Genomic DNA, 11,834 nt, shown 5'->3' with positions numbered 1-11,834 from the left:
ACCGGCCTGTGGACAACGGGGGTGATGTGGACAACCTGCCCACACGAAGCCGGGTTCGCCCCGGACTTGTCGGTGCGCTGTGCTAGGGGACGACGAGGCTCAGCCGGAGAACGGGCCGTCTTCGGGCAGGCGCAGGTCGGGCTTGTCCAGTTCCTCGACGTTGACGTCCTTGAAGGTGATGACCCGGACGTGCTTGACGAACCGGGCCGGGCGGTACATGTCCCACACCCACGCGTCGGACATGCGGACCTCGAAGTACACCTCGCCGCCGCCGTCGCGGACCTGGACGTCCACCGCGTTCGCCAGGTAGAAGCGTCGCTCGGTCTCCACCACGTACGAGAACTGGCCGACTATGTCGCGGTACTCGCGGTACAGCGAGAGCTCCATCTCGGTCTCGTACTTCTCGAGATCCTCTGCGCTCATGAAATCCGCGCCCCTCCTCGGGATCGTGCTGCTCCGCCGGCAGAGCGTTCATTGTGACCCACACCCGCGGCCGGGGCATGCAGCGGCAGGCTGAGTTGCGGCTCGAGTGCTTCGTCGAGGACCGCGGCCAGGTTCGCGTCCGCGCCGGTCTCCATGGCTTTTTCCAGCGCCGCGTACGTCAGCAGGACCGGCCGCGCCGGGCGCAGGCCGTGCTTGACGGCCACCGTCGCCACGTTCGTGTACGACCAGCGGTGGACGTCGCTCGGACCGTGCTCGCGCAGGGCCGCGAGGTGGTCTGACGTGCTGTACCCCTTGTGCACGTCGAAGCCGTAGTGCGGCAAGTCCTCGTGATAGCCCGCCATGATGCGGTCGCGCGTCACCTTCGCCAGCACCGACGCGGCCGCGATGCAGGCCACCGAACGGTCGCCCTTGATCACCGCCGTGTTCGGGGCGGTCAGCCCCGGGACGCGGAAGCCGTCGGTGAGGATGTAGCCCGGCGACACGCGCAACGCCGCCGCGGCGCGGCGCATGCCCTCCAGGTTCATCACCCGGATGCCGTACAGGTCGACCTCGGCCGTCGGGATGACGATCACCGAGTAGTCGACGGCCCGGGCGAGGACCAGGTCGTAGACCCGGTCCCGCGCCTTGGCCGTCATCAGCTTGGAGTCCGTCAGCTCGGTGAGCTTCGCCGCGTCACCTTGCTTGAGCACGCAGGCCGCGACCACCAGCGGCCCCGCGCACGCCCCGGCGCCGGCTTCGTCCACACCGGCGACCGGGCCGAGGCCACGGCGGTCGAGCGCGCCTTGCAGACCCCAGAAGAGATCGCCGCGCACCACGGCCCGCGGTGGCCGGATCGGCTCGGCCGCGGTGAGGGGAACGGGAAGTGTCAAGGCTGGATCACCCGTCTGCCGACAAGGGTCGGGTGGCTAGGGTTTCCGCCCGGCCGCCCGGCGCAGTCCGGACTTGAGCTTGCGCCCCAGGAACAACACCGGCCAGGCCGCCGCGATCCCGGCGCCGAGCGGGAGACCGCTCTGCCAGGCGGGCGCGCCGAGCGCGACCGGCTGCGCCGATTCCTGCGGGTTGTGGTCGGTGATCCCGCCCCACCGGCTCGGCGGCAGGACGATGATCCGCGCCTTGCCGATGATGTTGTCCACCGGGACCACGCCGTTCACGCCGCCGCCGCCCTGGAACCGGGAGTCGTCGGAGTTGTTGCGGTTGTCGCCCATCACCCAGACCGTCCCGGCCGGAACCTTGACCGGGTCGAAGGGGTGTTCCGTCTGGTTCGACAGGTTTTCCCAGTGGACGTACGGCTCGTCGAGCGCCTTGCCGTCCACGATCACGTGGTTCTGCTGGTCGCAGCACTGGACGGTCTGGCCGCCGACGGCGATCACCCGCTTGACGAAGTCGCGCTCGTCCGGCGGGGCGAACCCGACCAGCGAGCCGAGACCCTGCAGGCCGCGGACGACGATGTTGCCCGACTCCTGCGGCGCGATCTCGTTGTTGATCCACGCCGGCGGGCCCTTGAACACGACCACGTCGCCCGGCGAGGGCTCGGTGAAGTCGTAGGTGACCCGGTCGACCAGGATCCGGTCGCCGGTGCACCCGGGACAGCCGTGCAGGGTGGCCTCCATGGATCCCGAGGGGATCATGAAGACCTTCGCGAGGAATGTCTGGATCAGGATCGTGAGCACCAGGGCGATCACGAGCAGGATCGGCAGTTCCTTCCAGAACGACCGTTTCTTGGCGGGCTTGGCTCGCCGCCGGCGGGACCCCCCGCGCTCCTCGGAGCGGGACAGCCTGGGCTTGTCCTCCTCGGAGCGATCGGGGTCATCCTCGGGAGCGTTCTGGGACACGGGTTCGGCCACGTCGTCAGGCTACCGGTAACCGGGTTGTGACTCAGTTAGCCGAGGCCGTCTCGCGGTTCTCGCGACGCTCCTTGATCTTGGCCTTCTTGCCGCGCAGATCACGCAGGTAGTACAGCTTCGCGCGCCGCACGTCACCACGCTTGTGGACCTCGACCTCGGCGATGTTCGGCGAGTGCACCGGGAAGGTGCGCTCCACGCCGACGCCGAAGGAGATCTTGCGGACGGTGAAGGTCTCCCGGATGCCGCCGCCCTGACGGCGGATCACGACGCCCTGGAAGACCTGGTTGCGCTCGCGGTTGCCCTCGATGACGCGGACACTCACCTTGAGCGTGTCGCCCGGGCGGAAGTCCGGGATGTCGGAACGCAGCGACTGCTTGTCCAGCGCGTCCAGGGTGTTCATCGGTGGTCCGTCCTCGTCTTCGTATGGCTTGCGTACAGATCCCGGGCGCGCAACGGTGCCGCTGCGGGCGACCCGGGGGGCTGATGGCGGGCTCGTGGACGAGGAGGTCCACTCACGCCAACCTGTCAATTATTACAGACCCTGCCACGCGTCAAGTAACCGGGCTAAGCCTGCTCGGGATCCAAGCCCTCCAGGACCCCGCGATCGTGCTTGTCGAGACTACCTTCCGGCAACCGCGCCAGGAGATCGGGGCGGCGGCGGGCCGTGCGCTCGAGGGCCTGGTCACGCCGCCAGCGGTCGATCAGCGCGTGGTTCCCGGAGCGCAGGACGTCCGGCACCGCCAGGTCCCGCCACACCTCCGGGCGCGTGTAGCTGGGCCCTTCGAGCAGGCCGTCGGAGAACGAGTCCTCGGCGGCCGAGCGCGCGTTGCCGAGCACCCCGGGCAGCAGCCGGACGACGGCTTCGACGATGACCAGCACCGCCGCTTCGCCGCCGACGAGCACGTAGTCGCCGATCGACACCTCGTCGACCGGCATCCGCCGCGCCGCGTCGTCGACGACCCGCTGGTCGATGCCCTCGTACCGGCCGCAGGCGAAGACCAGGTGCTTCTCCTCCGCGTAGGCGTGCGCCAGCTCCTGGGTGAACGGCTTCCCCGCCGGCGTCGGGACGACGAGCCGCGACTCGGACGTGCAGACGTCGTCCAGCGCCGGGCCCCAGATCTGCGGTTTCATCACCATGCCGGGGCCGCCGCCGTACGGCGCGTCGTCGACCGCGCGGTGCACGTCGTGGGTCCACTCGCGCAGGTCGTGCACGCCGACCTCGATCAGGCCGCGGTCGATCGCCCGGCCCAGCAGCGCGGCACGCAGCGGGTCGAGGTACTCGGGGAAGATCGTGACGACGTCGATCCGCATGTCAGGCGTCCAGGAGCCCTTCCGGCGGGTCGAGCACGACCCGGCCGCCGGCGACGTCCACCGTGGGGACGATCGCGCGGACGAACGGCACGAGTGCCGAACGGCCGTCCACGTCCAGCTCCAGCAGCTCGCCGGCGGGCGAGTGGACGACCTCGACGACCTTGCCCACGACCGTTCCGTCGGCCAGCTCGGCCCGCAGGCCCGCCAGCTCGTGGTCGTAGAACTCGTCCGGGTCCGACGTGGGCGGCAGCGTGGCCGTGTCGGCCAAGAGCAGCGCGCCCCGCAGCGTCTCGGCGACGTCGCGGGTCAGCACCTCCTCGAAACGCACCAGCAGCCGCCCGCTGTGTTCGCGGGCGGCTGCGATGGTGAGTTCCCTTTTGCTGCCGTCACGCAGCTTCGTCGTGACGGCCGCACCGATCTTGAACCGCTCTTCCGGCGAGTCCGTGCGCACGTCCACCGCGAGTTCCCCGCGGATGCCGTGCGCCTTCGCGATGCGGCCGACTACGACGTCCATCCTGACCGTGCTTCCGAAAGGCTCAGCGGTCGGTGTCGACGACGTCGACGCGGACGCCGCGGCCACCGATGCCACCCATGACGGTGCGCAGGGCGGTCGCCGTGCGACCACCCCGGCCGATCACCTTGCCGAGGTCGTCGGGGTGCACGTGCACCTCGAGCGTGCGGCCACGGCGCGTGGTCAGCAGCTCGACCCGGACCTCGTCCGGGTTGTCGACGATCCCGCGCACCAGGTGCTCGAGGGAGTCCGCGAGGAAACTCACTCGGACTTCTCGCCCTCAGCGGCCTCCGCCTTCTCGGCCTCGGCCTTCTTCGGGGCGGACTTCTTCTTCGGCGTGGTGGCCTCGGTGGTGGGCTCCTCGCCGGCCGCGGCCAGCGCCGCGTTGAACAGGTCCTGCTTGGACGGCTTCGGCTCGGCCACCTTCAGGGTGCCCTCGGCGCCCGGCAGGCCCTTGAACTTCTGCCAGTCACCGGTGATCTCCAGCAGGCGCTGGACCGGCTCGGTCGGCTGCGCGCCGACACCCAGCCAGTACTGGGCGCGCTCGGAGACGACCTCGATCAGGCTCGGCTCTTCCTTCGGGTGGTACTTGCCGATCGTCTCGATGGCCTTGCCGTCCCGGCGGGTGCGCGCGTCGGCGACGATGATGCGGTAGTACGGCGCACGGATCTTGCCGAGGCGCTGCAGCTTGATCTTGACGGCCACGGGTGTGGGTTCTCCTCGAATCTCTCTGGTGCTGGGCTGGGCGCACGCGGGCCGAGTGGGGACACGGACGCGGGCACCCGAAGGTCAGGAGCTTTCGCACGGTGAGAGGGTCCGGCGGAAGCAGGCAGTGCACCATTCTGCCAGATGGCACCCGCGCACTCAGAAAGAGGCCACCCCGAGCGCCCCGAGCAGGATGGTCAGCGCCGGGAGGAAGTTGTTCACCTGGTGCGCGACGATACTGCCCGGCAGCCGCCCGGTGACCAGCCGCGCCAGGCCGATCGGCACCGCGATGACCAGCAGCAACGTCGTCCGCAGCGGCTCCAGGTGGCTGGCCGCGAACACCGCCGTCGAGAGCAGGAACGCGGCGATCCGGCCCCACCGCTCACTGCGCCACTGCAGCTGTTCGGCGGCTCCCCAGAGCAGGCCGCGGTAGATGATCTCCTCGCAGATCGGGCCGAGCAGCCAGAGGTAGACGAACATCACCAGGGCGGCGGAAACCGACATCCGGCGGTCCTCGACCAGCGCGCTGATCGCCGACGTCGCGTTGGCGTTGCCGACCAGCTGCGTCCAGAGGTAGGCGCCGAGAGTCGTGAAGACGAGCCCGACGCAGCCGTACCGGAACCCCGTCTTCACGTCGGCCCAGCGCCACTCGAGCCGCAGGTCGATCACGGGCCCGTTGCCGCGCACATACGTGATCAGCACCGCGACGCCGGCCGCGATCATCGTCGGCAGCATGGTGCCCAGCAGCACGACGCGCATGGGCAGCGGGCCGGGAGCGGAGTCGCCGACGAGCACGGACACGAACGCCGCGGACGCCAGCAGGGTCGCCTCGACGAGCAGGAACGCGCCGAAGCCCCATCTGTGGCGCGGCGGGGGCGGGAGGAAGGCGGTCGCGGCGGGCTCCTCGGGTTCGGGGAACGACGCCGCGTCGGGAGCCGGGTCCCGGGGCTGGGAAGTGGTCACGCCTTGCCCTCCGCGTCGCTCGGCTCCAAATGCCGAGCCTAGCGGCCGGGATGTGATCTGACAGTATCCGTCCGGCTACTGTCCATCGATCCGCGCAACGCTCAGTGCGCGACGAACAGCAGGACCGCGGGTGGCAGGTTGTTGGCCGCGTGGGCGATCACCCCGGCGCTGACCCGGCCGGACAGGTGGCGGGCCAGGCCCATCGCGATGCCCTGGCCGAACAGGGCGATGGTGCGGGTCGGCTCGCCGTGCAGCTGGGCGAACACCAGGGACGTGACCAGGAGCACCACCCACGGCGGGATCCGGTGGAACGACAGCGCGTTCCACAGCGTGCCGCGGACCAGCAGCTCCTCGGTGATCGGCGCGCCGGCGATGACGATCACCGCGGCGAGCACCAGCCACACCGTGTCGCCGTCGAAGGTGTCGGCGAGGTCGGTCAGCGGGCTGTCCGAGACGTCGTCGGCGCCGTAGACCGCGATCAGCACCAGGTTGAGCAGGTAGCCGACGACCAGCGCGAGCACCCCGCAGGCGAGGCCGATCCGGACGTCGCGCCAGGTCGGCTTGAGGCCGAAGTCGGCGCGCAGCCCTTCGCCCCAGCGCCACGACGCCGCCGCCGGGCCGAGGCCGAGCAGCAGGTTGGGCACGAACGCCAGGATCAGGAGCGGGCCGATGTCGCGCAGCTCCAAGGGGTCGAACTCGCCGACGTTGCGGTTGACCGCCGCGGCGATGATCAGGTTGGCCAGGTAGTAGCCGGCGATCCCCGCGAAGAACGCCACGAAACACCAGTGCGCGCCCAGCACGCGCCGTGCACCGTCGTCGTCCGTCACGGGCCCCACGCTAAAGTGCCGACCCCGCAAGGAAATCAGCGGGGGTCACGCGTACACGACACCGCCGAGCACGATGTGCGAGGGGTGCCGGAGGACGCCCAGGTCCTCGCGCGGATCGCTCGGGTAGACGAGCAGGTCGGCGGGCGCGCCGTCGGCGATGCCGGGGTGGCCGAGCCAGTCGCGGGCCGCCCAGGACGCGCTCGCGAGGGCCTGCTCGCGGGTCAGGCCCGCGCGGTGGAGCGCCTCGATCTCGTCGACGAGCCTGCCGTGCTCGACCAGGCCGCCGGCGTCACTGCCCGCGTAGACGCGTACGCCCGCTTCGATGGCGGAAGCGACCATCTCGCCGACGCCGGCGTGCAACGCGCGCATGTGCGCCGCGTACGCCGGGTACTTGCCCGCCTTGTCGGCGATCCCCGGGAAGTTCTCGATGTTGATCAGCGTGGGCACGAGCGCGACGTCGTGACGCGCCAGCTCGGCCAGCTGGTCGGAGCTCAGGCCGGTGCCGTGTTCCAGGCAGTCGATGCCGGACGCGATCAGCCCGGGCAGCGCGGCTTCGCCGAACACGTGCGCGGTGACGCGGGCGCCGTGGTCGTGCGCGACCTTGACGGCTTCGGCCAGGACGTCGTCCGGCCACAGCGGCGCGAGGTCGCCGGCGCCGCGGTCGATCCAGTCGCCGACGAGCTTGACCCAGCCGTCGCCGTCCCGCGCCTGCCCGGCGACGGCGTCCGGCAGCTGCGAAGGGTCGTCCAGCTCGATGCCGAGGCCGGGGATGTACCGCTTGGTCAGCGCGAGGTGCCGTCCGGCGCGGATGATCGTGGGCAGGTCGGCGCGCCGCTGCAGCGGCCGGACGTCGATCGGGAGGCCGCAGTCGCGGATCAGCAGCGTCCCGGCGTTCCGGTCGGTGATCGCCTGCTCAGTGGCCTCTTCGAGCGTGACCGGCCCGCCGACGCCGATGCCGGGGTGGCAATGCGCGTCGACCAGGCCGGGCACGAGGAAGACGTCCCGGCCGAGGCATTCGGCGTCCGGCACCGGCTCGAACGAGATCCGGCCGCCGGTGATCCACAGTTCCCCCGGCTCGCCGCCGGGCAGGATCACCCCGGCGGCGTGCAGCGCCGTGCTCAATTGTCCTTCGGGTTCTTCGGCAGCTTGAACTTCGACGGGTCGAAGCCAGGGACGTCGTTCATGCCACCCAGCTGCGACAGGTCGGGCATCCCACCCGGCATCTGCCCGCCCGGCGGCAGCATCGGCATGCCACCGGGGAAGCCGCCGCGGACCTTGGGCGGCGTCGGGCCGCGCCCGCCCTTCTTGCCCTTCTTGCCCTTGCGGGACTTGGAGCCGCCCCCGCCGCCGAAGCCGAACCGGCCCGCCATCTGGGCCATCATCTTGCGGGCCTCGAAGAACCGGTTGACCAGGTCGTTGACCTCGCGGACGGTGACGCCGGAACCGTTGGCGATGCGCAGCCGGCGCGAACCGTTGATCATCTTCGGGTCCGCGCGCTCGGCCGGCGTCATGCCGCGGATGATCGCCTGCAACCGGTCCAGGTGCTTGTCGTCGACCTGGGCCAGCTGGTCCTTCATCTGGCCCGCGCCCGGGAGCATGCCGAGCAGGTTGCCGATCGGGCCCATCTTGCGGACCGCGAGCATCTGCTCGAGGAAGTCCTCCAGGGTGAGCTGGCCGCTCGACAGCTTCTCCGCGGCCTTCTCGGCCTGCTTCTGGTCGAAGGCCTGCTCGGCCTGCTCGATCAGGGTGAGCACGTCACCCATGCCGAGGATCCGCGACGCCATCCGGTCGGGGTGGAAGGTGTCGAAGTCCTCGAGCTTCTCGCCGTTGGAGGCGAACAGGATCGGCTGGCCGGTGACCTCGCGGACGCTCAGCGCGGCACCACCGCGGGCGTCGCCGTCGAGCTTGGTCAGCACGACACCGGTGAAGCCGACGCCGTCGCGGAACGCCTCGGCCGTCGTCACGGCGTCCTGGCCGATCATCGCGTCGACGACGAACAGGACCTCGTCCGGGTCGACCGCGTCGCGGATGTCGGCGGCCTGCTTCATCAGCTCTTCGTCGACACCCAGCCGGCCCGCGGTGTCGACCACGACGACGTCGTGCTGCGCGTGCTTGGCCTCGGCGATGGCGCGGCGGGCGACGTCGACCGGGTCGCCGACGCCGTTGCCCGGCTCGGGGGCGAAGGTCACGACGCCGGCGCGCTCGCCGACGACCTGCAGCTGCGTGACGGCGTTCGGGCGCTGGAGGTCGCAGGCGACGAGCATCGGCGCGTGGCCTTGCTTCTTCAGCCACAGCGCGAGCTTGCCGGCGAGCGTCGTCTTACCGGCACCCTGCAGACCGGCGAGCATGATCACCGTCGGCGGGGTCTTCGCCAGGCTGAGCCGGCGCGTCTCGCCACCGAGGATCCCGACGAGCTCCTCGTTGACGATCTTGATGACCTGCTGCGCGGGGTTGAGCGCCTGCGAGACCTCGGCGCCCTTCGCCCGTTCCTTGATCCTCGCGATGAAGGTCTTGACCACGCCGAGGGCGACGTCGGCCTCCAGCAGCGCGATGCGGATCTCGCGCGCGGTGGCGTCGATGTCGGCGTCGGACAGCTTGCCCTTGCGCGTGAGCGTCTGCAGGGCGGCGGTGAGCCGATCGGAGAGGGTGTCGAACACGGGTGTGCACGCTCCAGCTGGGTCGATGGTGGCGCGCCGGACTCGGCCGGCTCTGTCGAGGGTAGTCGCTCCGGCTTGCCCCGCCTCGCGGGTACGCGCACATACTAAACGTGTGCGTACTAGTTTGATCCGAGATTCGGGAAAAGCACTGGCCGTCCGACGGCAATCAAGTAAACATACGTGTATGACTTCCGCGACCAGACCCCGGCCGTCGCTCGCCGAACCGGCCGCCGACGCCGACGAGCCGGTCCCGCTGCGGCGGATCGTCGGCCTCTTCCGCCCGCACCGCGGGCCCATGACCGCGCTGTTCGCGCTGATCGTCCTGCAGGCCGGCCTCGGCGTCGTTTCGCCGTTCCTGCTGCGCGAGATCCTCGACGACGCCCTGCCCCACCGCGACACGCTGCTGATCAGCCTGCTGGCCGCCGGGATGATCGTCTGCTCGGTCGGCAGCGGCTCCCTCGGCGTCGCCACGACCGGGTTGTCCAACACCATCGGGCAGCGGGTCATGAACGAGCTGCGCGTCTCGGTCTACGGTCACCTGCAGCGGATGTCGCTCGGCTTCTTCACGCGGACGAAGAGCGGCGAAGTGCTTTCGCGGGTCTTCAACGACATCGGCGGCGTCGACAACGTGATCACCACGACCGCCGGGTCGGTGGTGCAGAACGCGACCACGACGATCGCCATCGCGACCGCGCTGGTCCTGCTCGACTGGCAGCTCGCCGCGCTCTCGCTGATCGTCGTCCCGCTGTTCCTGCTGTTCACGCTGCGGCTGGGCAAGAAGCGGCGGAACCTGGCCCGCGGCCGGACCCGGCGGATGGCCCGGCTGACGACGATGGTCGAGGAGTCCCTGTCGGTCACCGGCGTCCTGCTCGCCAAGACGATGGGCAACGAACGCGCGATGCGCGAGCGCTTCGGCGCGGAGTCGCGGGAGATCGCGTCGCTGGAACGGGCCGCCGCGCTGGCCGGGCGGTGGCAGACGGCGTCGCGGGCGATGAGCCTCACCGTGATCCCGGCACTGGTCTACTGGATCGCCGGGCTGGCGCTCGCGGGCGGCGCCTCGCCGATCTCGCTCGGCACCGTGGTGGCGTTCACCAGCATGCTGAACCGGCTGGTCGCGCCGGCCAGCGCGATGCAGGCGATCGGGCAGAACGTGGCGACGTCGAAGGCGCTGTTCGGCCGCATCTTCGAGGTGCTGGACCTGCCGGTGGAGATCGCCGACAAGCCCGGCGCGCGGATGCTCGAGGTGCGCCGCGGCGACGTCTCGATGCGAGGCGTCTCCTTCCGCTACGACGAAGACGGCCCGCTGACACTGCGGGACATCGACCTCGACGTCCCCGCCGGGACGACGACGGCGCTGGTCGGCTCGACCGGCTCGGGCAAGACGACGCTCGCGTACCTGGTGGCGCGGCTGTACGAAGTGAGCGAGGGGTCGGTGACGATCGACGGCGTCGACGTCCGGGACGTCACCCTGGAGTCGCTCGCCGCCGGCGTCGGGATGGTGTCGCAGGAGACGTACCTCTTCCACGACACCGTCCGGGAGAACCTGCGCTTCGCGAAGCCGGACGCGACCGACGAGGAGATCGAGCAGGCCGCCAAGGCCGCGCACATCCACGACACCCTCGCGGGGCTGCCCGAGGGCTACGACACCGTCGTCGGCCAGCGCGGCTACCGGTTCTCCGGCGGCGAGAAGCAGCGGATGGCGATCGCGCGGATCCTGCTGCGCAACCCGCCGGTGCTGATCCTCGACGAAGCGACCAGCGCGCTCGACACGCGCACGGAACGCTCGGTGCAGGCCGAGCTCGACCGGCTCGCCGCGGGCCGCACCACGCTGACGATCGCGCATCGGCTGTCCACTGTGGAGCACGCGGACCAGATCGTGGTGCTGCACGAGGGCCGGATCGCCGAGCGCGGGACGCACGAGGAGCTGCTGGCGCGCGGCGGGCGTTATGCCCGGCTGGTCCGGGGAACCGCCTAATCTGGGGCCATGCACCCCGACACCCTCCACGCGGACGCCGAGCTCGCGGACCTGTCCCGGCGCGTGCGCGAAGGCGTCGGGCGGCTGAACTGGCGGATGCGCGCCGAGGTGGACCAGGGCAGCCCGGGCCCGGCGGTGCTCGCGGTGCTGAGCCGGCTCTACCGGGCGGGCACGCACACGCCGACCGAGCTGGCCGAGGCGGAACGGCTGCAGCCGCAGTCGCTGACCCGGATCCTCGCGTCGCTCACCAGCCGAGGCCTGGTCACGCGCACCCCGGATCCCGAGGACGGCCGCCGCTCGCGGGTCAGCATCACCCCGGACGGCCTGGCGCTGCTGCGCGAGTACAGCACCCAGCGCGAACGCTGGCTGGCCGACGCGCTCGAGTCCACGCTCTCGCCGACCGAGCGCCAGCTGCTCAGGCTGGCCGCCGACCTGCTGATCCGGCTTGCGGACGCCTGAACCCAGGCCGCCGATGTCCTGAACGAGTCGTTCAGGACATCGGACGTCTTGAACGAGTCGTTCAAGACGTCCGACCCGCCTGAAGGCTGCCGCGGAGACCCCTCGATCCCTCCGCGGCAGCCTGCGGACTCCCGTGCC

The 11,834-nt window shown here is 70.7% G+C and carries 14 protein-coding genes; 2 read left to right on the top strand and 12 right to left on the bottom strand.

Features of this window, described 5'->3' with window-relative positions; translation table 11 throughout:
* Positions 1–99: 99 nt before the first annotated feature.
* The 12 genes from AB0G28_RS04435 to ffh form a co-directional block, all read right to left on the bottom strand.
* Positions 100–423 (bottom strand): DUF2469 domain-containing protein, encoded by a 324-nt coding sequence (locus AB0G28_RS04435; RefSeq protein WP_003096226.1) that lies wholly within the window; start codon positions 421–423, stop codon positions 100–102.
* Complete coding sequence (locus AB0G28_RS04430) at positions 420–1,259, bottom strand: ribonuclease HII (RefSeq protein WP_361083145.1); 840 nt, start codon at positions 1,257–1,259, stop codon at positions 420–422. The genes AB0G28_RS04435 and AB0G28_RS04430 overlap by 4 nt, the downstream gene beginning before the upstream one ends.
* Before the next feature lie 90 nt (positions 1,260–1,349).
* Entirely contained in the window at positions 1,350–2,288 is a 939-nt protein-coding gene (lepB, locus tag AB0G28_RS04425) for a signal peptidase I (RefSeq protein ID WP_361082861.1), read from the bottom strand.
* Between the two features lie 31 nt (positions 2,289–2,319).
* Positions 2,320–2,688 (bottom strand): 50S ribosomal protein L19, encoded by a 369-nt coding sequence (rplS, locus tag AB0G28_RS04420; RefSeq protein WP_003103119.1) that lies wholly within the window; start codon positions 2,686–2,688, stop codon positions 2,320–2,322.
* Between the two features lie 164 nt (positions 2,689–2,852).
* Positions 2,853–3,599, bottom strand: a complete 747-nt coding sequence (trmD, locus tag AB0G28_RS04415) for a tRNA (guanosine(37)-N1)-methyltransferase TrmD (protein ID WP_361082859.1) — start codon at positions 3,597–3,599, stop codon at positions 2,853–2,855.
* Position 3,600: 1 nt separating this feature from the next.
* Positions 3,601–4,113: a ribosome maturation factor RimM gene (gene rimM, locus AB0G28_RS04410; RefSeq protein WP_361082857.1), complete on the bottom strand. Its 513-nt coding sequence runs from the start codon at positions 4,111–4,113 to the stop codon at positions 3,601–3,603.
* A gap of 22 nt (positions 4,114–4,135) precedes the next feature.
* The gene (locus AB0G28_RS04405; RefSeq protein WP_003103110.1) at positions 4,136–4,375 is read right to left on the bottom strand and encodes an RNA-binding protein; all 240 of its coding nucleotides are present in this window, start codon (positions 4,373–4,375) and stop codon (positions 4,136–4,138) included.
* Positions 4,372–4,815, bottom strand: coding sequence for a 30S ribosomal protein S16 (gene rpsP / locus AB0G28_RS04400; protein WP_191310269.1), 444 nt, complete (start codon positions 4,813–4,815; stop codon positions 4,372–4,374). Before rpsP ends, AB0G28_RS04405 begins: the two co-directional genes overlap by 4 nt.
* 159 nt (positions 4,816–4,974) lie before the next feature.
* Complete coding sequence (locus tag AB0G28_RS04395) at positions 4,975–5,778, bottom strand: type II CAAX endopeptidase family protein (RefSeq protein WP_361082855.1); 804 nt, start codon at positions 5,776–5,778, stop codon at positions 4,975–4,977.
* Between the two features lie 101 nt (positions 5,779–5,879).
* A complete protein-coding gene (locus AB0G28_RS04390; protein ID WP_361082854.1) occupies positions 5,880–6,605 on the bottom strand; it encodes a type II CAAX endopeptidase family protein in 726 nt (241 codons plus the stop codon).
* 45 nt (positions 6,606–6,650) lie between these two features.
* Positions 6,651–7,727 carry an amidohydrolase family protein gene (locus AB0G28_RS04385; RefSeq protein ID WP_361082852.1) on the bottom strand — a complete coding sequence of 359 codons (1,077 nt, stop codon included), beginning with the start codon at positions 7,725–7,727 and terminating at the stop codon, positions 6,651–6,653.
* On the bottom strand, positions 7,724–9,262 hold the full coding sequence (gene ffh / locus AB0G28_RS04380) for a signal recognition particle protein (protein WP_361082850.1): 1,539 nt from the start codon (positions 9,260–9,262) through the stop codon (positions 7,724–7,726). The genes AB0G28_RS04385 and ffh overlap by 4 nt, the downstream gene beginning before the upstream one ends.
* Positions 9,263–9,446: 184 nt before the next feature.
* Between ffh and AB0G28_RS04375 the strand changes: the two genes are divergently transcribed.
* Together AB0G28_RS04375 and AB0G28_RS04370 are read left to right on the top strand one after the other, a co-directional pair.
* Positions 9,447–11,237, top strand: a complete 1,791-nt coding sequence (locus AB0G28_RS04375; RefSeq protein ID WP_361082848.1) for an ABC transporter ATP-binding protein — start codon at positions 9,447–9,449, stop codon at positions 11,235–11,237.
* Between the two features lie 9 nt (positions 11,238–11,246).
* Positions 11,247–11,696 carry a MarR family transcriptional regulator gene (locus tag AB0G28_RS04370; protein ID WP_361082846.1) on the top strand — a complete coding sequence of 150 codons (450 nt, stop codon included), beginning with the start codon at positions 11,247–11,249 and terminating at the stop codon, positions 11,694–11,696.
* The last annotated feature ends 138 nt before the right edge of the window (positions 11,697–11,834 follow it).

The sequence above is a fragment of the Amycolatopsis sp. NPDC021455 genome (genome assembly GCF_040640995.1).
Lineage (GTDB): Bacteria > Actinomycetota > Actinomycetes > Mycobacteriales > Pseudonocardiaceae > Amycolatopsis.
The sequence above is the reverse complement of the archived record's forward strand: the minus strand, read 5'-3'. Positions and strand labels throughout refer to the sequence as shown.

Excerpts from the sequence above, each read along its gene's own strand:
- AB0G28_RS04435 (WP_003096226.1), bottom strand. The coding sequence starts at position 423 with ATGAGCGCAGAGGATCTCGAGAAGTACGAGACCGAGATGGAGCTCTCG.
- rplS (WP_003103119.1), bottom strand. The coding sequence starts at position 2,688 with ATGAACACCCTGGACGCGCTGGACAAGCAGTCGCTGCGTTCCGACATC.
- trmD (WP_361082859.1), bottom strand. The coding sequence starts at position 3,599 with ATGCGGATCGACGTCGTCACGATCTTCCCCGAGTACCTCGACCCGCTG.
- rimM (WP_361082857.1), bottom strand. The coding sequence starts at position 4,113 with ATGGACGTCGTAGTCGGCCGCATCGCGAAGGCGCACGGCATCCGCGGG.
- AB0G28_RS04375 (WP_361082848.1), top strand. The coding sequence starts at position 9,447 with ATGACTTCCGCGACCAGACCCCGGCCGTCGCTCGCCGAACCGGCCGCC.
- AB0G28_RS04370 (WP_361082846.1), top strand. The coding sequence starts at position 11,247 with ATGCACCCCGACACCCTCCACGCGGACGCCGAGCTCGCGGACCTGTCC.